Genomic DNA, 21,369 nt, shown 5'->3' on the forward strand with positions numbered 1-21,369 from the left:
AGGACAAGGAGGGGTCACACCACGTCAAGGTGAATCGGCGCCTGGGCGGCCACCGTGGCAGGTACGAACGACACCCGTACCTGGAGACCACGATGGCTGCACCCCGAACCACCAATGCCTTGCACGACACGAGCGAGGCCGCTGGCCCGCCGACCAGCGCGCCGCGGGTGCGGACGGCCCCCGTGCTCGCCACCGTCGCGATGGTGCAGTTCCTGGTCACGGTCGACCTGTCCATCGTGAACATCGCGCTGCCCCGGATCGGTGACCGCCTGGGCTTCACCCCGGTCGGCCTGACCTGGGTCATCAACGCGTACGCACTGGCCTTCGGAGGTCTGCTGCTGCTGGGCGGCAAAGCGGCCGACCGGTACGGCCGCAAGCGGGTGCTCATGTTCGGACTCGGCCTGTTCGGGCTCGCCTCACTCGCTGGTGGGCTGGCCACCTCCCCAGTCGCACTGGTGGCGTCCCGAGCCGCCCAGGGTGCTGGCGCTGCGGCCCTGGCGCCGGCCGCGCTTGCCCTGCTGACCTCCACTTTTCCCACCGGCCCCGCGCGTGCCCGCGCCTTCGGGGTGTGGAGCGCCGTGAACGCCTCCGGCGGCGCTTTCGGTGTCGTGGCTGGGGGGCTGCTCACCCAGTACGCCGGCTGGAGGTGGGTGATGTTCGTCAACGTGCCTCTCGTGGCAGTCGCCCTCGGCTTCGCCGGGCGCGGCATCGTCCACGACCATCGGTCGGCGCGCTCGGCCGGCGGCCCGGACCTGCTGGGCGCGGCCCTCGTCACGGCCGGCATGAGTCTGCTGGTGCTCGGTGTGGTCCGCACCGACAGACACCCCTGGAGCTCGACGACCACCGTCGCCACCCTGGCCGCCGCGGTCGCCCTGCTGGCCTCGTTCGTCGTCGTGGAGAGAACGACGACCCGCGACCCCCTCCTGCGGCTCGGCCTGCTCACCAACCGGGCCGTCGCCGGTGCCAACGCCTTCAACCTGCTGCTGGGGGCCGTCATGGGGTCTGGCTTCTACTTCGTCGTCCTCTACCTCCAGCGGGTTCTCGACACGGGGCCGGCGAAGACCGGAACGGAGTCCTTGCCGTTCGCCTTCGGTGTGGTCGCTGGCTCGATGCTCGCAGTGAAGCTGAGCCACAGGTTCGCGCCAAGCGTCCTGCTGGTGGCAGGCGGACTCGTCACCGCCCTCGGGTACAGCGGGTATGCCTTCCTCGACGCCGACGAGTCCTTTGCACACGGCATCCTGGCCCCGCTCGTCCTCTCCAGCGTCGGCTACGGCCTGTGCCTGGCACCCGTGGTGTCGGTGGCGACTGCCGGCGTCGCGGCACAGGAGACCGGCATCGCGTCCGCGCTGCTGAACAGTTCTCGCCAGATCGGCGCCGCCCTCGGCCTGGCCGCCCTGGGTACGGCGGCGTACCACCGCACCGGCCACGTCGCGACCCCCGCAGCCCTCACCCGCGGCTACGCGCTCGGGCTGACTCTCGACGCCGCCCTGCTGGTCGCGGCCGTCGTCGTCGCGCTGACCGTGCTGCGACAGCCCACGGCAGCAGACATCCGAGCCACCGACGATCGCATGAACACCACTGAAGACACCGAGCTAGAAGGACGTGGACTGTCATGACCACCCACTCCACCCACTCCACCCGCACCACCAGCACCCGCCGGGGGAACGCCGGCGCCCTGGCTGCGATGTACGCCGGTCTGCTGCTCACCATCGCGGCCACCGTCGCGCCGTTCGTCGATCGCGCCACCGGTCACGTGCTGGCCGGACACGTCCGACACGGCTACCCGTCGTACACCCCGGACCGTGTCGACTCGGCGGTGACCGCCTGGCTCGTCATCCTCGGCGTGGTCGGTGCGCTCGGCGTCATGGGCTGGGTCGTCTCGATCTGGGCCGTGCGGGCGGGCACGTCATGGGCGCGGTGGGTGTCCACCGTGCTCCTCGCCGCGGGCGCCGCACTCGCACTGACGGCGCTGCTGGTCAAGGACACCTCCGGCGAGGTCGGCCTGACGCCTCTGCTCGGTTGGATCGGGCTGCTGCCGAGCGTGGCCGGCGTTGTCGCAGTCTCCCTGCTCTGGCGGGCGTCTGCGGCCCGGGGCAGCGGACCGCGAGGTCCCGGGCAGCGACGACAGACGTCGCACATCGACGATCCCCGCTCGAGCTCGTTCGCCAGCGAGCGCCGGGCGGTGGCATGGATCAACCAAATCTGAAGGTTGCTGCTGACCAGACTCACCGGCGAGTGAGGCGCCCCCTGTGCACAACCCGCATCGGAGTGAAGTTGTTGGTCCGGTCATCGGCGGTGATGCGGACCACCAACCTCCCTCGCGTGAGGCCAGGGATGCGGGGCGTGCGCCAGCCGTTGGCGCCGACCAGCTCGGTCTCCAGATAGTCCCCGGCCCCCCGCCACGTCGCAGCCTCGGAGCGCAGACCCTTGTGCCACCGGTGGTCGTAGTCCGAGTAGCAGTACCAGCGACCGTGTCGCTTCTGCGTCAGCCCGGCATGGACGGACCAGACCCCGATCTGGCGGTCGCTCACCGTGCCGTGCAGCACGCGCCACGCGGAGATCCTGTGACGGAGTCGAGGGCGAGGCTTCGTGAGACGCACGACTGGGGCGGTGAGGTCGCGGATCACCGTGACCTGCGGCAGACCGACGATGGAGGTGTGGCCGTCCTGGTCGGTGAGCAAGGCATGCGGGGTGAACGTGCCAACCCTGCTGAAGCCCAGGGAACACGTGTCACCTGGGCAGTAGGGGGCAGACCACAAGAACGAGCCCGAGGCCCCGTCGTTCGGGTCGAGCACGACCTGGATGTCGTCCGGTGCGGTCGTGTCGTCGATGATCTCGTGTCGCGTGACCACCACCGGCTCGCTGCCGAGCACGTCCCCGTCGGGTGCCAATGCGTACGTGCTGGTCCGGTCGACGGTGAACGTGCCGGTCGGGTACGTCGGGTCTGCGCCGTGCGCCGCCGAGCCGACCCCGGTCAGCAGCAACGCGACGGCGCTCGCGGAAGCGATCAGGCGGGCCAGGATGGGCAGCTGCATGAACGCTTCGCCTCCTCGAGGGAACTCAGCGTACTGCCGAGGCGGCGTCCGCCCTACAGCTCAGCGCGCAGCGTCGCGGCGGCCGCCGACATCGAGCGCAGTTTTCCCTCGGCACTCGCGCGGGGGAGGTACTTCATCCCGCAGTCGGTAGCGATGGTGATCTTGTCAGGCGAGGTGAAGTGAAACGCTCGCCGGACCCGGTCGGCGACGACATCGGCGCTCTCGACCTCCTGGTCGGAGAGGTCGATGACGCCGAGGATGACGGTCTTGTCGGCGAGGTCGGAGAGTACGCCGAGGTCGAGACCTGACTGGGCGGTCTCGATGGAGATCTGGTCGGCCGAGCAGCCGCCGAGCTCGGGGAGGAACGAGTAGCCCTCGGGGCGCTCGTGGATGATCGCGGCGTACCCGAAGCAGATGTGGACGGCGGTCGTTCCAGTGACTCCGTCGAGGGCGGCCTCGAGCGCCTGGAGTCCGTACGCACGGGCGTCGTCGGGCCGCGCCTGCATGTAGGGCTCGTCCATCTGCACGATGTCGGCGCCGGCGGCGTGCAGGTCCTTGATCTCGGCGTTCACGGCGGCGGCGTACGCCATCGCCGCGGACTCGAGGTCGGGGTAGTAGTCGTTCTGCGCCTGCTGCGACATCGTGAACGGGCCGGGAACGGTCATCTTGATGGTGCGGTCGGTGTGCGCGCGCAGGAACTTCACGTCCTCGACCTCGATGGGTCCGGTCCGCTCGATCGGGCCGGCGATCCGGGGGACCGGGTTGGGGTGCCCACTGCGGTCGAGCGCCGTACCGGGGTTGTCGGTGTCGACGCCCTCAAGCGCGGTGGCGAAGTGGTTGGAGTAGGACTCCCGACGCATCTCGCCGTCGGTGATGATGTCCAGCCCCGCCTCCTCCTGGGCCCGGATCGCCAACACCGTGGCGTCGTCCTGCGCCTCCTTCAGGTGCTCCGGCTCGATGCGCCAGAGCTCCCTGGCACGAACTCGCGGCGGGAACCGCCCGGCCAGCTTGGCGCGGTCGATCAGCCACTCCGGCTGGGCGTAGCTGCCGACGAGTGAGGTGGGTAGTACAGGAGTCTGCGCGGGCATCTTCGGATGCTAGCGCCACCACACGTCGTCGAGGGGTCGACGAACTCGCCCCTCGAGCGGTGGCTCCTGGGCAGGTCGGCCGATGGCGGTGATGGTCATGGCGACCCAGTGCTCGGGTACGCCGAGCTCCCGCTCCACGGCCTCGCGGTCGAATGCACGGAACTGGCGCGAGAACAGACCCATCGACATCGCCTGCAGCGTCATGTGTGCCACCGACTGACCCAGGTCGTACTCGGCGAACTCCGAGCTGTCCCAGTCAGTGCCCTCGACGTACCGATGACAGACGTTGACCACCAGAAGCGAGGCATCGGGCGCCCACCGACGAGCACTGGGCGCGAGAAGAGGAACAAGCCGCTCGTGCAGGGTGTCGCCGCGAGGAGCGGTGATGAACGTCCAGGGCTGCGAGTTACCGGCGGACGGAGACCACCGCGCCGCCTCGACGAGTCGCTCCACGTCGATGGGCTGGAGCACGTGCTCGCCGTCCCACGCGGTCGGACTCCAGCGGTCGCGCAAGGTCTGCGCCAGATCGGTCATGGTTTTGGCAACGCTTGGTCAGCCGGGAAGCATCCCTATCTGTCGCCAGCCAGTGAGGTACGAGATCTGACGACAGCGACCACGTGTGGAACAGGGAGAACGGGAACGGGTCCGTACAGCGACGCGCTAAATCTTGCCTGAGCCCGATGCACAAGTGCACCCACCGGGCCGGGCTGACGTGGCACAACCAAGGGGCGTGGCTCCTACGGCACGCACGACGTTGACGATTCTTCAGTCTCCGACACCGACACCGACACCGACACCGACACCGACACCGACACAGACCAAGGCGAGTCGAGTAAATCCGCAGCGCGAGATTCGCCTTGTCCAGTGCCGGTTATTCGGTCAACCACTGAGAGGACGTGATCCTTACTGGTCTGCTCCTCCCCTCCTGTGGGCCTTGCCAGAGCCCCAGACCGCGATCAAACTCGATTCCAGGACGATGTACCACCAAATTTGGGGGCCGCTCGTGGCGGGTCGAAAGGTTGTCAAGTTACGGAGTTGCGCAGCCGAACTTCGAAACTGCGTTGTTGCCACGTCATCCCGATCGCGACGCCCTCAAGCCGTGATCTTTCTTCAGGCCAGGGGTAACAACACGGGAATTGTCTCCCTCACTCCAAGCTTTGCCGGAATGACTCGCGGGCAAATGAAGTGGGCGTTGACGTTGGTCAGCGTTGCGACCGATCTCGAGGCCATCCCACCGCGGATCGGGGCCCTGACGTGACCACGTTGGAAGTGACCCCGTATCAGGAGTTTAGAGGGACAGACCGTTCCTTCGACTGGTACATGCTGCCCTTCGACAAAGTTGGCTCCTGCACCGGACCCCGGACCCAGAAGCACATCGTCGACCAGGTTAGATCGACCGACATCACGGACGTCTTCGTGTTCGCGCACGGATGGAATAACGACTGGAATGTCGCAACCAAACGCTATCGGGATTTCATTGACGGATACCTGGGCCTCCGCCGTGAACGAGGTTTGGAGACTGGTCGGCCCCTAAACCCTCTACTTGTGGGGGTCTTCTGGCCCAGCACCGCCTTGGTGGTCGGCAGCGAAGAAGGGCTGCGCATTGCCGGGGGTGCAACTGACGACCGCGCCGCCAAGCACGCGCTTCGACACGGTGAGGTCGAAGCGGTTGCTGCGGAGTTGTCGGAGCGGGCGCTTCCCCGCTTCTACGAACTTCTTGACCGAGACGAGATTTCCGAGATAGAGGCACTAGACCTTAAGGAGATGCTGAAGCCCCTACTCGAACGAACCTCTGAGGATGACCCTGCCGAGTTCATGGCAAATGGGGACGAAGAGTCTCAGGGCCGACAGGGCGACCCCACCGTGGCCACGTGGCGCTCCTACGGCGCGGCCACCCCGGAGGAAAGACGAGAGGACCCCCACAAGATTGCCGAGCAGGTGGCAGACTTCGGCAGGGTGCCTGCGGCCGAGCCGCTCGTCGGCGCATCGGTGCTGGGCAAGCTAGATCCACGCCGGATCCTTCGGCTCGTCACAGTGCAGCTGATGAAAGATCGGGCCGGGACGGTTGGCGCCAAGGGCGTCGCCCCGCTTCTCGTCGAGTTGCTTGGTGCTGCCAACCATCAAGACACACGCGTGCATCTTCTCGGACACTCCTACGGTGCAAAAGTGTGTTTGTCGGCGGTTTGCTATCCCAGTGCCCTGCCGCGGCAAGTCACGTCGATGCTCTTGCTGCAGCCGGCCGTCAATCATCGCTGTTTCGCCGATGATGAATACGGTCGCGGTGGATACCACGCCGCCCTGGATCGCGTGAATCTGCCGATTCTCAGCACCTACAGCACCCATGATTGGCCGCTGCGGCATGTATTCCAGTACGCCGCGCACAGGACTGTCGACGTTAACGAGATACGCATCGCAGCCGATGGTCGTCCTGATCCCTATTCCGCCTTGGGGGGTTATGGACCTTGGGGACTAGGCGACCGGGCGAAGCTTGTTGACGTCCGCTTGCCTGATGAGCGCTACAACCTCGGTGCCGACGCCCCACACGTGTACGGCGTCCGAGCGTCTTCGACGATCTCAGGACATGGAGACATCAACAACGTTTCCACGTGGTGGGCCCTCGACAACTTGGTTACGGCCGATCCAAGGGGACCAGCATGAACGCACCTCAGTCCACTGTTCTAAGGCTCACTCTTTCCCCGCGCGCGGGGAAAGAGGTTGCAGTACTTGCAAGTATGCCGACGGATGCTGATGCCACGGACGATCGTGTCTTGAGCCTTGCTCCGCATGACTTCGGGCTACCCGTGAGCCTTTCCCGATCCCACATCGACGAGGGGCACTTTCACATCCCGACCCTTCTCGAAGACATGGTGAGGTCAGCGCTTGAGAAGACCGAACCCAATGTGCTCTGGCTTCAACTCGCCGAACCGTTCGGGTATCTGGCGCTGGTGCCATGGGAGAGATTGCTGCAGGCACTCTTCGACGTGACCGTTGTCCGGTTACCCACGCTGACCCTCTCCCGCAGAACCCCGCATGACAGCTTGCAGGTTGCAATCCTTGTAGCCGTACCAGACCGCGAACGGCCTGGGCCATTGAGGACCACACTTCATGGAACAGCAGTGGCTGCGACCAACTCCATCCCTGGGTCGGGAGCCCGGGCACGGGCGGCCGATTCGGATGTGGAGGGAAAGAGTCGTGGGCGACGCAACAGGCGGGCGATCGAAAGCAGGGCGCTCGAGGTGGACCGTGTTGTACGTGCTGTCCTCCACGGCTCGACACGGCGGACAACCACAGTTCATGTAATCCCCACCTTGTGGACTTACCATGAACTTCGCAAAATGTGGCACGGCCTGAAGCGTACGAACGTCGTGCTCCACGACCCCAGGGTGTTGCAGAAGCAGGTCAGGGCAGAGCAATCGGATACAGGCGAGACTCGCCGGATCCCTTGGCTCAGGCTGCTCAAGGCTGCCCAGGGAGGTGAGCAAGCCGACGTGGTTCACCTGATTTGCGGTGCACAGGTGACCGACAGCAAGGCCCGCCTAGTTCTCGCTGATCCCATGAAGCGCACCCCTGATGTCTCGTCGCGGTTTGTGTCGATTTCCTCGCTCATCGCCACCCTGGATGAGCTCGGAGCTTGGTCGCTGTGCCTCAGCTCGCCGGCAGGCAGCAAATCGTCGGCGCAGATGCGCTACCTGGGATGTCGTATCGCTGAGATGCGGCCCGGTCCCGTATTGGTAACTGATCTGAGTGCAGATCCCGGATGCGGCGAGGTCGAGGCCGGCTACCAATTCCTCTACGCGCAGGAACAAGGGACGCCGCCAAGACTCACTCATGGGATGCTGGTGAGTGAGCCAACTCGGGCGCCTGATGATCTCCTGCCGCTGACGTACGGGGTCGCAAGCAGCGCGGACGCAAGACCACGCGGAGCCGCCGCCACCTTGATGGAGGCGGAAAACACGCCCATCTGGCTAGCAGCAGCTCAGCGGTTCGTGGAGCAGCGGCAGGTTCAACTTGCTCAATACCAGAAGACTGCTAAGTCTGGCACACAGACTCCCGAGGCGGCTGCGGTCGCGCTCGGTGTCGAAGTCGCCCTTGCAGCCATTCAAGAGGCTCTCGCCACCAAGGCAAGTGCGCTGATAGAGAGAAAACAGCATGGGTGACAATCAGCGTACGACGATTCTCATCGAAGACGAGGAGAGCGGTGGCCTGCGCCTGAAGTTGAGTCGAGCACCCGGCGGGAGACGTGGAAAGGGCAAGGTGCTGACTCGGCCGCTGGTTCTCACTCAGCCAACGGATCCTGACAAGGCTCGGTATCACGGAGCACGCCTCGTCGAAGCCCTCAACGAAGAAGCCGCCGCTCGTGACGCGGTGGCTCACGCGCTTAGGGCACCCGTGGGCGAAGTTTGGCCATTGTGCTTTGAACTCGAGACTGATCTGGAAGAGGTCCCAGGATTCTTGTGGGAAGCGCTGTGGGTCAAGCCGCACAACTTCTTGGCCTTGTGCCCACAATGGCCCATAGCCAGGGTCGTGGGATCCGATCACACCATGGCCCGCATGTATCACGCGCCCTTGCGGATTCTCGCGGTCATGTCGGCGGTGGGCGTCTCCGCCCGCGAGGAATGGGAGGGTCTTCGCTCGGCCGTGGATGCCGCTGCCGGCGTTCTTCCTGTGCATCTGACGGTGGTCGTGGGGGAGATCGAGCTTCTGACCGAGCTACAGCAGTTGGAGGCTGATGCCTCAGCGAACTCAAACAAATGGCTCAAAGTCATTCCCCTTGTCGACCAGCAAACGATCAACTGGGCGTTGAAGCAGCAGCGGCCGCACATTGTCCACTTCTTCTGTCACGGCTCCGCGAGTTTCGGCAGTGAGCACATCTCCTTCGCCACGATCCAGGACCGAGCGGACGAAAGTCAGACCCAGGAATCGGTCACGATCGACATCGCTCGACTTCAACTCCTAGTCGACAACCGCCGGCTTTGGCTTGTCACGTTGAACTGCTGCTCAGGGGCTGAGTCTGCTGGCCCGACGCAGACTCTGGCCGAGAGCATCGTGGAGGCCGGTGCGGGTGCGGCACTTGGGTGGAGGACACCGGTTGATCCTGAAAGTGCCCACATTCTGACCAGCACCGTCTACAACTCGTTGCTGTCCGATATTGCCGATCGGTTGGATCGAGCGCACGTGGAAGGAATCGTCCAGCTCGAACTCGCGGCCTTGGGATACAGCCTGCGTGAGGCCCTGTCTGCCCCATCAATGGGCGCGCTGAACTGGACGCTGCCTGTTCTCTTCGTCGCCCGGGACCCGCTGTCGATCACGATCATCGAAAAGGAGCCGGATGACCCCGCGGACCTCGGCAAGGTGCATGTCAGCGCGAACGATCAGCGACTGATCGTCGATGCCGTAGCCGCGAACACTCTGAGGGAGTTCAACAAGGCATTTTCCGGGCTCACTAGTGTCGCCGAGCTAGCGGACCTGGTCGCCCAAGCCTTGTCTCAGCGCGAAGTCGACGACGACCAGCCCTCGGCATTCACTTCGGAAGAGGCGGAGTAGTGAACCGGGCGGAGGTCCAAATAAACGCTTGGATCGGTGGGGCTGAAGAGGGGGCTCGGGGTCTGCCGTCCGACGAGATCGAGCAGTGGGCGATTCGGGGCGTTGACACCCTGCGGCCGCACCAGGTTCTCTTCGCCGAGTCACCCCCGAAGCTCGAACATTGGGAAGAGGTCGGGTGGGGAATCATTCTTCCGGACATCGAAGCAGATGGTGAAGCGGACAGGAAAAGGAAGGCCAACGCCGAAGACGCTCCCCCGGCGATCCAGAGGTTGCTCGCCGCCAGACGGGAAGTGGTTCCCGACTGTCCAGTGCTCCGGTACCGGCCAGATCTCGGGTCGGCCTACTTCATGCTCTACGAGGCCGATGGCACCGCCCGCAAAATAGCAACTGCTGGCGGCGAGGTGGGGGCCGGTAAGCGCCGCCTCCCGCGGTACCTCCTCATCGTCGGCTCTCCGTCGGAGATTCCGTGGCGTGTCCAGTACGTCCTCAACGGCACTCATTTTGTTGGGCGGCTTGATCTCCCTGAGCTGGGACTTGACCGATATGTCGCCGCGCTGCTCGACAACTGGAGTGCAAGCCCGGCAAGCCGCAGAAGTGTGCTGATCTGGACTGTCGACCACGGCCAGCCCGACATCACCTGGGACATGCGCTACACGTTGGCCGAGCCACTGAGAAGCAACTTCGCGCATGACCCTGACGTGACTCCGGCCCACCTGGCAGCGGACGAGGCCTCGTGCGACGCGCTCACCGAGTCCCTAGAGGGACACCCGGGTTTGATCGTCACCACCAGCCATGGGGCCACATTTGTAGACGGGGATCCAGCGTATCTCCGGGAGACTCTCGGCCTTCCGGTCGATCAGAATTATGAAGTGCTGCGTACGGATCAACTTTCGAACTGGTCTCCCGACGGTGCGATCTGGTACGCGCACGCATGCTGCTCCGCGGGTGCTGACTCGTCCACCCTGTATGGCGGAATCGCGAAGCAGGGTTCCGACGTGGACAAGGCGGTAACGGGGGTGACGGTTGCGGGTTCGTGCACGGCACCGTTGCCAAGAGACCTTCTTGGGCGCGAACATCCGCTCAGGGCTTTTGTCGGCCACGTGGAACCAACCTTTAACTGGACGCTGAAGAACCCGGAGAACGCCGAGCCAATGACCAGTGACCTTAGGGGGGCGCTGTACGACGGGCTTTTCCAAGAACATGGCGAACCAATCGGTATGGCCATGCACCGCCACTACGCCACAATCGGGACATTCTGGAGCGTATGGTACGCACAGCAAGGCTCGATAAATAGGGGGGTTGCAGCTGCACGGGAGAGGGCGCTCGTGGCGCGGCTAGCGGCACTGGACCGCCAGAGCATGGTGATTCTCGGAGATCCAACAGTGACAGTCCAGCAGGACTGAATCGCGACCTCAATGGTCGTACATTCCAAACGGTGACGACACAAAGCTGGTTTGTCGCGTCTCCGCGCAGCGAGGCTCTAGGGCAAACCGACAACGGCCCTATGCGAGGGAGCCGCGGACGCCAGTTCGATCTACGAGTCGAGGATTTGTCGTAAACGACTCTCAAGAATGCTTGGGCTCGTCGAGGGACTTCCTGGTTGGCCGCCCACTCCGCTGGCCGCCCGCAGCGAGGTTGAGTCATCAGTAGCGGTAGCGTGCAAGTGCGTCAGTACTTCCGCCGCAACTTCCTTCCTGCCGGTCTTTGTTCCCTGCTCGCGACCTTCTGACTTTCCTGCCTCACGCCCGACGCTGATGCCAAATACTGCGGCACCGATTGTCGCAAGTGCAGTTATCACCGGGGCGGTGGCGGTTGCCACGTCCTGGGCCGTCTCGAATGCCCAAAGGCCCAGCGCGAAGGTGATCAGCAGGGCCATCAGGATCGCAGTGAGATAGAGGAGTCGGTCCACCGTTCTTGCACCTCGATCGCAGTTGCTTGCTTGTAAAGTTCCAGCTTTCGCACCGGGTAGCGACAAGTATGCGCTTAGAAGCGCTCCCAGTGTCCATGCCTCATCCGAGACCGTGCCAACCTCCAGGTCGGGGCTGTGTCACGCTGGCGGCAGGTGCAGGATTCGAAAGTGAAATTCAGGGGCCGGAGTGCGCCACTCCGGCTTCCCCAGGCACTCCACCGCCTAGCGGCTTGCCGCCGCTTCGTGGGCAGGACGTCTTGACTGATCGCTTCGCTCACTGCTCGACCACCTACGCCTGGTCCGACATCCGGTTACTCGGGCGTAACCGAACCAATCGAGCACCCGTTGTCACCTTGGAACACGTTCTAGGTGGAGGTTGGCATGCGGGTGGGTGGGCGTACGGGACTGGTGGCGGTGCTGACGGCTACGGCGTTGTCGGTGGCTGCGTTCGGCGCTGGGGGGTCGGCCAGGGCAGCGAGCTCGCCGAACCGGTATCGGGCGGACGACTACGCCGACGGGCAGGCGATGTACGTGTTGCCGCCCGGTGAGAACGGGTTGGTGAACGCCACCGATGCTCTCCAGTTCGAGACGACCGGGAAGAGGCCGGCGGCGAGTGACGACCAGCTGTCGCAGTACTCCGACCTCCTGTACGGCGCGCCGACACTGACGAACGCCAAGCTGACCGACTACTTCAACGACGAGTCGTTCGGGGTGAAGCCCGAGGACGTGACGAAGACCGAGACTCCCGGGCCCGGCGTGACGATCTACCGCGACAAGCACGACGTGCCGCACATCTACGGCGACACCAACCCGGCGGCGGCGTTCGGCGCCGGCTACGCGCAGGCCGAGGACAGGCTGTTCATGATGGACGTGCTGCGCCACTACGGCGCGGGCATGCTGGCCTCGTTCCTCGGTGCGTCGTGCGACTTCGAGCAGATGGACCACGACCAGCTCCTGCTGGCGCCGTACACCCCCGCCCAGGCGCAGGCCCAGGTCGACGCTCTGCCCGAGCGGTACGGCAAGGACGGGGCGCTGGCCAAGTCGATGATCGACGCCTACGTGCAGGGTGTGAACGCCTACATCGACGCCACCCGGACCGACCCCAGCAAGCTGCCCGCCGACTACGTCGCCGCTGCGCCCGACCAGCTGTTGCCGAAGAAGTGGACCGACGCCGACGTCGTCTCGATCGCCGGTCTGATCGGCGGGATCTTCGGCAAGGGCGGCGGCTTCGAGGTCCAGGACGCCCACCTGCTGAGCTACCTCCAGAACCGCCTCGGCGATGCCGACGGGCTGCGGGCCTACCACGAGGTCGACCACCAGAACGACCCGCTGGCGCCGACCACGATCACTGACAAGACCTTCCCGTACGACGTGCGCACCAAGCCCTGGAACAAGTCGCTCAACGCGCTGCCCGACGACGGCGCCCTCACCGGTGGACCGCAGGGCACCGCCCCGGGCTGCGGCGACGGCTCGAGCCCGACCCCGCCGGCCGTGCCCGGCATCCCGTTGAGCGCGACCACCAGGGCGCAGGCCGCGAAGAACATCATCGGTTCGCTGCGGGCCATGCCGAAGGACATGAGCAACGCCCTCGTCGTTAACGGCTCGCAGACCCGGTCGGGGCACCCGATCGCGGTGTTCGGCCCGCAGGTGTCCTACTTCGCCCCGCAGATCCTCAGCGTGCTGGACATCCACGCGCCCGACTACGCCGCCATGGGCGCCTCGTTCCCGGGCACCGGCCTGGTCGAGCTCGGACGCGGCAAGGACTACGCCTGGTCGGCCACCTCCGCGGAGAGCGACCTGATCGACCAGCGGGTCGAGAAGATCTGCAACCCCTCGGGAGGTACGCCGGAGGCGAACGGCACGTCGTACCTCTTCAACGGACGATGTGTTCCGATGCAGCGCGAGGAGTTCGACGAGACGGTGCTGCCGAAGGCGAGCGGCACCGGCGCGCCGGCCCAGATGAAGCACACGATCTACAAGACCAGCCACGGCATCGTCCAGGGCTGGACGACGGTCGACGGAAAGCCGGTCGCGATCGTGACCCAGCGATCGACGTACAACCACGACATCGACTCGGTCGTCGGCTTCCTCGGCTTCGGTGACCCGAACAGCACCCACGACGTGAGCAGCTGGGTGGACTCCGCGGCCAAGATCGACTTCACCTTCAACTGGTTCTACGCCGACGACAAGGACACCGGCTACTACGTCAGCGGGCTCGACCCGGTGCGACACCCCGCGGCCGACCCGACGCTGCCGATGTGGGGCACCGGCGAGAGCGAGTGGCGCGGCTACCTCACCCAGGACCAACATCCGCACGAGACCAACCCGAAGCACGGCTACTTCATCAGCTGGAACAACAAGCCGGCGCCGGGATTCGCCACCGACGGCGAGTACGCCTACAGCCAGACCTACCGCTCGGTCCTGCTCGACCAGCAGCTCCAGAAGCAGCTGGCGGCGCACCCGCACGACCTCGTCCGCTCCGACGTGGTCAAGGCGATGGAGACCGCGGCCAGCCAGGATCTCGACGGCGTCACGCTGAACGACCTGATCCTGAAGTACGTCGGCAACCGCTCCGAGCCCGCCGGGGTGAAGGCGATGCTCGCGCAGCTGAAGTCCTGGAACGCCACCGGCTCGCACCGGATCAAGGCCAGCCACGAGGACGAGCAGTACGTCGACCACGCAGCCGTCGCGATCTCCGACGAGCTGGTGCCGAACCTGATCCGTGCCTTCTACGACGAGATCTTCGCCGCCGGGGGCAGCGGGGGAGTCGTGTCCACCGGCGGCGCCACCCTCCCCGGTTACGCGAAGGTGCCGATGCAGTGGGTGAACACCCCGAACTCGGGCGGCGCCCACCTCGGCTCGGCGTACGACGGCGGCTTCGAGGGCTACCTGATGTCGACCTTCCAGCAGCTGCTCGGGCAGAAGCCGGCCGACGGCTTCGGTCCGGAGCTGACCAGCCGCGAGTGCGACGGTGGCCCGGCCACCTGTCACGCTTCGGTCGACCAGGCCCTGCAGACGACGTACGACGCCCTGGTGAAGGCCAACGGCAGCACCGATGTCACATCGTGGACCGCCTCGACCGAGTCGCACACCGCCGGCGAGACGATGCCCGAGCACGACTCGATCATCCTGCGCCCGTTGGGAATCGTCGGCCAGCCGCACCTCGACTGGCAGAACCGGCCGACCTTCCAGCAGGTGGTCGAGTTCCCGCGGCACCGCGCCCGATGACCTGATCTGGGTACTGGCGCCGCGTTCTCACCGACCCGACAAGGAAGCACTCATCCATGCCTGACCTGCACGAGAAGCTGCGCGACGTCTACGACGAGGTACTGCAACGCAACCCCGGCGAGTCGGAGTTCCACCAGGCCGTGCACGAGGTCCTGGACAGCCTGGGACCCGTCGTGGACAAGCACCCGGAGTACACCGACAGCGCAGTGATCAGACGCCTGTGCGAGCCGGAGCGGCAGATCATCTTCCGCGTCCCGTGGGTCGACGACGCCGGCGAGGTGCAGATCAACCGCGGCTTCCGCGTCGAGTTCAACTCGGCGCTGGGGCCGTTCAAGGGCGGACTGCGGTTTCATCCCAGCGTCTACCTCGGCATCGTGAAGTTCCTCGGCTACGAACAGATCTTCAAGAACGCACTCACCGGCCTGCCCATCGGTGGCGGCAAGGGCGGTTCGGACTTCGACCCCAAGGGCCGCTCCGAGGGCGAGGTGATGCGGTTCTGCCAGTCCTTCATGACCGAGCTCTACCGGCACATCGGGGAGTACACCGACGTCCCTGCGGGCGACATCGGCGTCGGTGAGCGCGAGGTCGGCTACCTGTTCGGGCAGTACAAGCGGATCACCAACCGCTACGAGTCCGGTGTGCTGACCGGCAAGGGGATCTCCTGGGGCGGCTCGCTGGTGCGCACCGAGGCCACCGGCTACGGCACGGTCTTCTTCGTCGAGAAGATGCTCGAGCACCGTGACGACTCCTTCGACGGCAAGCGGGTGGTGGTCTCGGGGTCGGGCAACGTCGCCATCTACGCCATCGAGAAGGTGCACGAGCTCGGTGGCGTGGTGGTGGCCTGTTCGGACTCCAGCGGGTTCGTCACCGACCAGGAGGGCATCGACCTCGACCTGCTCAAGGAGGTCAAGGAGGTGCAGCGCGGCCGCATCGAGGAGTACGCCGAGCAGCGCGGCTCGGCCGAGTTCTCGGACAACGGATCGGTCTGGGAGGTGGCCTGCGACATCGCGATCCCGGCCGCGACCCAGAACGAGATCGACGAGGACCTCGCCGTGCGTCTGGTGAAGAACGGCTGCACGATCGTGGCCGAGGGCGCCAACATGCCCGCGACACCCGAGGCGGTGCAGGTCTTCGCCGATGCCGAGGTCGCCTACGCGCCGGGCAAGGCAGCCAACGCCGGTGGCGTCGCGACCAGCGCCCTGGAGATGCAGCAGAACGCGTCCCGTGACTCCTGGGACTTCGGGAGCACCGAGGAGCGCCTCTCGCGCATCATGAGCGGCATCCACGACCGCTGCCTGGAGACCGCCGACGCCTACGGGGCGCCAGGCAGCTACTCGACAGGCGCCAACATCGCGGGGTTCATCAAGGTGTCCGACGCGATGCTCGCCCTCGGGGTGATCTGATCAGGGTCCGCACGATTACCGTTCATCTTGAGCGGGTACGTTTCCCCAGATGACGGCCGTAGAGAACAAGCCCCTCAGTCCCGTGGCACACCTCTCGACCGCGGACGTCGAGGCGATCGGCCGGCAGCTGGAGACCATCCGGCAGTCCGTGCTCGACGACCGAGGCGCCCGGGACGCGGCGTACATCCGGCGCGTCATCGACGTGCAGCGCAAGCTCGAGATGGGCGGACGGGCGCTGCTGATCGGCAGCAGGTACAAGTCCGCCTGGGTGCTGGGCACGGCCTGCCTGGCGGTCGCCAAGGTGCTCGACAACATGGAGATCGGGCACAACGTGCTGCACGGCCAGTGGGACTGGATGCGCGACCCGAAGATCCACTCGAGCACCTGGGAGTGGGACCACGCGTCGCCGGCGGAGCAGTGGAAGCGCGCCCACAACGTGCAGCACCACACGTTCACCAACATCCTCGGCAAGGACAACGACCTCGGCTACGGGATCATGCGGGTCGACGAGGACCAGCCGTGGAAGCCGCGCTACCTCGTCCAGCCGCTGTGGAACTTCCTGAACGCCTGCTTCTTCGAGTACGGCATCGCGATGTACGACATCGACCTCGGCGACCACCTGCGTGAGAAGCGCGAGATGACACCCGAGCTGCGCTCGCGGATCGGGCAGACCGCCGGCAAGGCGGCCCGGCAGGCGGCCAAGGACTACGTGCTGTTCCCCGCCCTGTCCGGCCGCTCGTGGCGCCGGACCCTGGCGGCCAACTTCACCGCCAACGTCGCGCGCAACCTCTGGGCCCACTCGGTGATCATGTGCGGCCACTTCCCCGAGGGCGTCGAGACCTTCGAGCAGGACTCGATCGACGAGCACGAGACCAAGGGCGAGTGGTACCTGCGCCAGATGCTCGGCTCGGCCAACATCTCCGGCTCCCGAGCGATGCACCTGATGAGCGGCAACCTGTCGCACCAGATCGAGCACCACCTGTTCCCCGACCTGCCCAGCCGCCGCTACCGCGAGATCGCTCCCAAGGTCCGCGAGGTGTTCCACCAGTACGAGCTCAAGTACCACGCCGCCCCGCTCGTCCGGCAGGTCGGCAGCGCCTGGCACAAGGTCGTGCGCCTGTCGCTCCCCAACGGGTGGCTGAAGGAGACGACGGTCAGGAACGCTCCGCGCCAGATCGGCAAGCTGTTCCGCAGCGAGGAGCGGCAGCCACATGCGCGGCTGCGCCCGGCTGCGCTGGCCGCCTCGTTCTGAGTCCGGGCTCTCCTAGGAGTCCGACGTGGGCTCGCCGCCGCCGACGGCTGCCTCGATGGCCTGGTTGACGGTCTCGACCACCCGCAGCCGGGCGTAGCGCTTCGAGTCACCCTCGATGAGGTGCCACGGTGCCCGGGAGGTGCTGGTGCGGTCGAGCATGTCCTCCACCGCATCGGCGTACTCCGTGCGCTTCTCGCGGTTGCGCCAGTCCTCGTCGGTCAGCTTCCACGACTTCAGCGAGTCGTCCTTGCGGGACTCGAAGCGGCGCAGCTGCTCCTCCTCGGAGATGTGCATCCAGAACTTGACCAGGATGGTGCCCTCGAGGACCAGCATCGACTCGAACTGTCGGATCTCGGCGTACGCCCGCTCCCACGCGTCGGGCTCCGCGAAGCCCTCGACCCGCTCCACCAGCACCCGGCCGTACCAGGAGCGGTCGAACACGGCCATCCCGCCCCACCCCGGGAGGTGCGGCCAGAACCGCCACAGCCAGTGGTGCCGCAGCTCGTCCTTGGAGGGCGCCGAGAAGGACCGGACGCGCACGTGCCGCGGGTCCAGCTGCTTGACGAGTCGCTTGATGGCGCCGCCCTTCCCGGAAGCGTCCCAGCCCTCGAAGACGACGCAGAGCGGTGGACCGATCTCGCTGCCGCCCTTGAGTCCGCCGAGGCGTAGCCGCAGGTCGAGCAACCGGCGCTGCTCCTCCTTGAGGCGCTTCTTCGCCTCCTTCTTCGGCAACGTTGCGGACAGGTCGAGCTCGTCGAGTCGCCCCACGACGACCTCCTCCCGGTTCGGACAGGTGCCGGGAGTCTAGTGATCCCCGGCCTGGTCCAGCGCTTGATGGCCGTCGGCTTCGCCTCCGTCGTGGTCGTCACGACCGGCCGGCACGTCTCACATGCCGATATGGTCGCTGGATGAGGTGCAGGCCGGCCTTTCTCGGTGTGCTCACGGCTTTCGCCGTGGGTGCGCTCCTCTCCGTGCCGATGTCTGCGACCCAGGCGGTCTTCGCGACCGACTGCTCGGCCCCGACGCGCACGCTCGCCGGAGGCAGCAACCAGCCCATCACGGTGGCTCCGGGAGAACGCCTCCTGCTCACCGGCGGCACCTTCACCGGGGGTGTCGACAGCTTTCCCGAGGGCTCGTTCCTGTGCCTGGCCGGTTCCGCGAGCCTGGCTCCGGCGTACCTCAACAACGCCGCCGGCACCCTCGACATCGCTCCCGGGGGTACGGCGAGCTTTCCCTCGATCTCGGTGGCGACCGGGTTCCTGCTCGACAACCAGGGATCGGCCACGTTCGCGGGCCTGAACATCAACGGCGCCGCCAACATCCGCAACCTGCCCGGCGGCACGATGACGGTCTCCAGCCAGTTCTCACCGAGTGCGGGTGGCATCGTCAACAACGGCAGCTTCACCGCCGCAGCTGGCTTCAACCTGAACAACCAGGCGTCGTTCACCAACACCGGGATCCTCGCGGTGACGGGTAGCTCCACGGTCAACGGGCGGTTCGAGAACACCGGCCTGGCCAGGATCACGGGCAGCCTCACCGTCAACGGCGGGGCGACGCTCGACAACCAGTGCGCGCTGAGTACGACGGAGGGGCTCGCCAACCAGTCGACCCTCGCGGTCAACGACGGCCTGGTCGAGGTGGGTGGGCAGTTCTCCAACAACGGCACCTGGCTCCAGGCCGCAACTGGCACCTCGCGCACGGGCTCGCTCAACAACGACGGCAGGGTGACCGGTCTCGGCCGCTACGTCGTCAGCGCAGCCAGCCAGACGCAGAACCAGTTCGTCGGGTCCTCTCCCGAGGAGCCCATCGTCGTCGACGACCTGACCCCGCCCGCCCCGCCCCAGATCTTCGACGTGCAGTCGGGGACCGTGCAGAACGTGGTCGCCGGGACGGTGCGCGCCGAACCACCCACGACGTACCCGGCCCCCAGCTGCAGCGGGGTGGTGCCCCGACCGAGTGCCGACGTGATCACCACCAAGACCGCGCCGCCGACCGTCGTGGCCGGGGGACAGCTCCAGTTCACGATCACCGTCACCAACAACGGGCCGAGCCCGGCCGACGGCGTCGTCGTCACCGACACGCTCCCGACGACCCTGACCGGGGTCACCGCCTCCGCCCCTGGCGTGGTCGCGGGAAGCACCGTCACCTGGAGCCTCGGAGACCTCGCGAGCGGAGCCTCCGTCGAGCTCACCGTGACTGGCACGGCGCCGGCGACCGGCACCCTCCTCAACCGGGTCTCCTCGACTGCGGACACGCCCGACCCGGACCCGACGAACAACGACGGGACGGCCGAGTGGTCGACGACCAGCACCGACGTCGAGCCGGCGCCGCCGCCGGTCAACCAGCAACCGGTCGCCGAGGACGTCACCGTCACCGGTCGGGCCGACTCCCTGCTGCTCGGGCGGGTCGCCGCCACCGACCCTGACACCAACCAGACCCTCCGGTTCAGCGGCCCCGTCTCGGGTCCGGGGTCCGGGCGAGCCGTGATGGCCGGCGGAGGCGCGTTCCTGTACCGGCCGGACGCGGGGTTCGCCGGCCACGACAGCTTCACCTTCCGGGTCTGCGACAACGGAGGCCCGAGCTTGTGCGACACGGCCACGGTCTTCGCGGCGATCTCGCCGATCGCAGCAGACGACGAGGCGCGGACGTTCGAGGAGACCCCGGTCCTGATCCCCGTGGTCGCCAACGACGTGGTGGGAGGCGTCCTCGACTCCATCGACACAGATCCGGCGAACGGCACGGCCACGATCGTCGGCGGAAAGGTGGAGTACACCCCCGTCACCGGGTTCCTCGGCACGGACACGTTCACCTACTCCTACTGCTCGCCCGTCGCGAACGGCGCACCGATCCTGTGTACGACGGCCGAAGTGACCGTGGAGGTGCAGCCGGTCAACCACCCGCCGCTCGTCGCTCCACAGGTCGTGGTGACGACCACCGGAACGGCCGTCTCGGGCACGGTGGCGGCCACCGACCCGGACGCTGACACCGTCACCTTCCACCTCCGCCTGCGGCCCCGCTCCGGCACCGTGGCGGTCAGACCGGACGGGTCGTTCACCTACACGCCGCGACCGGGGCTCTCGGGGGTCGACAGGTTCACCGTCGTGGCCTGTGACGACGGAGACCCACAGCTGTGCAGCACGGCCGAGGTCATCGTCAATGTCCACCCGATCGCCGTCGACGACCGGACCAGCACCACCGAGGGCACGGCGGTCACGATCGCGGTCCTGGGCAACGACTCGGGCGCCATGAACGAGCCACCCCAGGTCACGTCGCCGCCGACGTCGGGCACGGTGCGCGTCGAGGAAAAGCGAATCGTCTACGAGCCCGACGCCGGGTTCATCGGCACCGACTCCTTCGGTTACCGCATCTGCTCACCGGGGACGGTGCCGCTGTGCGCCCGGGCCACGGTCACGGTCGACGTCGCGCCAACACCCTCACCGCCGGAGCCGATCGACCCCAGCCAGGGTCCGGGTGGCAGCGGCGGCGGTCCAGGAGCCTCGACGGTGGTTTCCTCGCCGACGATCGGAGGCCTCGCGGCCACCGGCGGCCCCGCCGTCGCCGTCGTCGTCGGCGGGTTGCTGTTGCTGCTGGCGGGGGCGGCGCTCGTCCTCATCGGGCGAGGCCGGAGCCATCGTTAGTCGCGTGCCTCACGCGGGAAGCGCCAGGACGCGCAGCCGCTCATCTCCAGCCACAGCTCGGTCTGCGTCTCGACGACGCGGGCGAGCAGGTGGTCGCAGCCGGGGCAGCGCAGCACCGTGCCGGGGGAGCCGAGGTAGGCCGCCTGCTCGGCGAACGGCGCCGAGGCGTGACAGCCCGCGCAGGTGACGATGACGGTGGTGACGTCGGCCCCGAAGACCGCCGCGAAGGCGCCTGCAGCGGCGTTGCCGTCGAGTGCACTGTGGTCGGTCAT

At 66.5% G+C, this 21,369-nt stretch carries 16 protein-coding genes; 10 read left to right on the forward strand and 6 right to left on the reverse strand.

Features of this window, described 5'->3' with window-relative positions; translation table 11 throughout:
* Positions 1-92: 92 nt before the first annotated feature.
* Positions 93-1,616 carry an MFS transporter gene (locus tag H976_RS24190; protein ID WP_196803920.1) on the forward strand — a complete coding sequence of 508 codons (1,524 nt, stop codon included), beginning with the start codon at positions 93-95 and terminating at the stop codon, positions 1,614-1,616.
* The gene (locus tag H976_RS28435; RefSeq protein WP_196803921.1) at positions 1,613-2,206 is read left to right on the forward strand and encodes a hypothetical protein; all 594 of its coding nucleotides are present in this window, start codon (positions 1,613-1,615) and stop codon (positions 2,204-2,206) included. The genes H976_RS24190 and H976_RS28435 overlap by 4 nt, the downstream gene beginning before the upstream one ends.
* Positions 2,207-2,225: 19 nt before the next feature.
* Here H976_RS28435 and H976_RS0102505 read toward each other — a convergent pair whose 3' ends face one another.
* The 3 genes from H976_RS0102505 to H976_RS0102515 are packed head-to-tail and all read right to left on the reverse strand — an operon-like array spanning position 2,226 to position 4,657.
* Positions 2,226-3,035, reverse strand: a complete 810-nt coding sequence (locus tag H976_RS0102505; RefSeq protein WP_027860239.1) for a hypothetical protein — start codon at positions 3,033-3,035, stop codon at positions 2,226-2,228.
* Between the two features lie 53 nt (positions 3,036-3,088).
* A complete protein-coding gene (locus H976_RS0102510) occupies positions 3,089-4,123 on the reverse strand; it encodes a 5-methyltetrahydropteroyltriglutamate--homocysteine methyltransferase (protein ID WP_027860240.1) in 1,035 nt (344 codons plus the stop codon).
* 9 nt (positions 4,124-4,132) lie between these two features.
* Complete coding sequence (locus H976_RS0102515; RefSeq protein WP_027860241.1) at positions 4,133-4,657, reverse strand: nitroreductase family protein; 525 nt, start codon at positions 4,655-4,657, stop codon at positions 4,133-4,135.
* A gap of 720 nt (positions 4,658-5,377) precedes the next feature.
* Here H976_RS0102515 and H976_RS29815 point away from each other — a divergent pair.
* From H976_RS29815 to H976_RS0102530, 4 genes are read left to right on the forward strand one after another with little or no spacing between them, the layout of a single operon-like run.
* On the forward strand, positions 5,378-6,781 hold the full coding sequence (locus H976_RS29815; protein WP_155917898.1) for a hypothetical protein: 1,404 nt from the start codon (positions 5,378-5,380) through the stop codon (positions 6,779-6,781).
* Positions 6,778-8,280, forward strand: coding sequence for a hypothetical protein (locus H976_RS29820; protein ID WP_155917900.1), 1,503 nt, complete (start codon positions 6,778-6,780; stop codon positions 8,278-8,280). The genes H976_RS29815 and H976_RS29820 overlap by 4 nt, the downstream gene beginning before the upstream one ends.
* A complete protein-coding gene (locus tag H976_RS0102525) occupies positions 8,273-9,667 on the forward strand; it encodes a CHAT domain-containing protein (protein ID WP_081682604.1) in 1,395 nt (464 codons plus the stop codon). Before H976_RS29820 ends, H976_RS0102525 begins: the two co-directional genes overlap by 8 nt.
* Positions 9,667-11,070 (forward strand): hypothetical protein, encoded by a 1,404-nt coding sequence (locus H976_RS0102530; protein ID WP_027860243.1) that lies wholly within the window; start codon positions 9,667-9,669, stop codon positions 11,068-11,070. Before H976_RS0102525 ends, H976_RS0102530 begins: the two co-directional genes overlap by 1 nt.
* Positions 11,071-11,201: 131 nt before the next feature.
* Here the strand turns inward: H976_RS0102530 and H976_RS29825 are convergent, their stop codons facing one another.
* Positions 11,202-11,576, reverse strand: a complete 375-nt coding sequence (locus H976_RS29825) for a hypothetical protein (protein ID WP_155917902.1) — start codon at positions 11,574-11,576, stop codon at positions 11,202-11,204.
* A gap of 381 nt (positions 11,577-11,957) precedes the next feature.
* Between H976_RS29825 and H976_RS0102535 the strand changes: the two genes are divergently transcribed.
* The 3 genes from H976_RS0102535 (at position 11,958) to H976_RS0102545 (ending at position 17,459) form a co-directional block, all read left to right on the forward strand.
* Positions 11,958-14,804 carry a penicillin acylase family protein gene (locus H976_RS0102535; RefSeq protein ID WP_027860244.1) on the forward strand — a complete coding sequence of 949 codons (2,847 nt, stop codon included), beginning with the start codon at positions 11,958-11,960 and terminating at the stop codon, positions 14,802-14,804.
* Positions 14,805-14,869: 65 nt separating this feature from the next.
* Positions 14,870-16,207, forward strand: a complete 1,338-nt coding sequence (gene gdhA, locus H976_RS0102540) for an NADP-specific glutamate dehydrogenase (protein WP_196803932.1) — start codon at positions 14,870-14,872, stop codon at positions 16,205-16,207.
* A gap of 49 nt (positions 16,208-16,256) precedes the next feature.
* Entirely contained in the window at positions 16,257-17,459 is a 1,203-nt protein-coding gene (locus H976_RS0102545; RefSeq protein ID WP_027860246.1) for an acyl-CoA desaturase, read from the forward strand.
* Positions 17,460-17,471: 12 nt separating this feature from the next.
* On the opposite strand, the gene H976_RS0102550 is transcribed toward H976_RS0102545, so the two are convergent.
* On the reverse strand, positions 17,472-18,227 hold the full coding sequence (locus H976_RS0102550) for a polyphosphate kinase 2 family protein (RefSeq protein ID WP_027860247.1): 756 nt from the start codon (positions 18,225-18,227) through the stop codon (positions 17,472-17,474).
* 209 nt (positions 18,228-18,436) lie between these two features.
* Here H976_RS0102550 and H976_RS0102560 point away from each other — a divergent pair, with 209 nt between their 5' ends.
* Positions 18,437-21,097 (forward strand): Ig-like domain-containing protein, encoded by a 2,661-nt coding sequence (locus tag H976_RS0102560; RefSeq protein WP_196803922.1) that lies wholly within the window; start codon positions 18,437-18,439, stop codon positions 21,095-21,097.
* Here H976_RS0102560 and H976_RS0102565 read toward each other — a convergent pair.
* Complete coding sequence (locus H976_RS0102565) at positions 21,094-21,369, reverse strand: DUF6510 family protein (RefSeq protein ID WP_027860249.1); 276 nt, start codon at positions 21,367-21,369, stop codon at positions 21,094-21,096. The two genes, H976_RS0102560 and H976_RS0102565, sit on opposite strands and share 4 nt — an antisense overlap.

This window comes from Marmoricola sp. URHB0036 (genome assembly GCF_000426045.1).
Taxonomy (GTDB): domain Bacteria; phylum Actinomycetota; class Actinomycetes; order Propionibacteriales; family Nocardioidaceae; genus Marmoricola.

Coding starts and splice junctions, on each gene's coding strand:
- H976_RS0102510 (WP_027860240.1), bottom strand. CDS start 4,123: ATGCCCGCGCAGACTCCTGTACTACCCACCTCACTCGTCGGCAGCTAC.
- H976_RS0102545 (WP_027860246.1), top strand. CDS start 16,257: ATGACGGCCGTAGAGAACAAGCCCCTCAGTCCCGTGGCACACCTCTCG.
- H976_RS29820 (WP_155917900.1), top strand. CDS start 6,778: ATGAACGCACCTCAGTCCACTGTTCTAAGGCTCACTCTTTCCCCGCGC.
- H976_RS0102560 (WP_196803922.1), top strand. CDS start 18,437: ATGTCTGCGACCCAGGCGGTCTTCGCGACCGACTGCTCGGCCCCGACG.
- H976_RS0102535 (WP_027860244.1), top strand. CDS start 11,958: ATGCGGGTGGGTGGGCGTACGGGACTGGTGGCGGTGCTGACGGCTACG.
- H976_RS0102515 (WP_027860241.1), bottom strand. CDS start 4,657: ATGACCGATCTGGCGCAGACCTTGCGCGACCGCTGGAGTCCGACCGCG.
- H976_RS0102505 (WP_027860239.1), bottom strand. CDS start 3,035: ATGCAGCTGCCCATCCTGGCCCGCCTGATCGCTTCCGCGAGCGCCGTC.
- H976_RS0102565 (WP_027860249.1), bottom strand. CDS start 21,369: ATGACCGACCACAGTGCACTCGACGGCAACGCCGCTGCAGGCGCCTTC.
- H976_RS28435 (WP_196803921.1), top strand. CDS start 1,613: ATGACCACCCACTCCACCCACTCCACCCGCACCACCAGCACCCGCCGG.
- H976_RS24190 (WP_196803920.1), top strand. CDS start 93: ATGGCTGCACCCCGAACCACCAATGCCTTGCACGACACGAGCGAGGCC.
- H976_RS0102525 (WP_081682604.1), top strand. CDS start 8,273: ATGGGTGACAATCAGCGTACGACGATTCTCATCGAAGACGAGGAGAGC.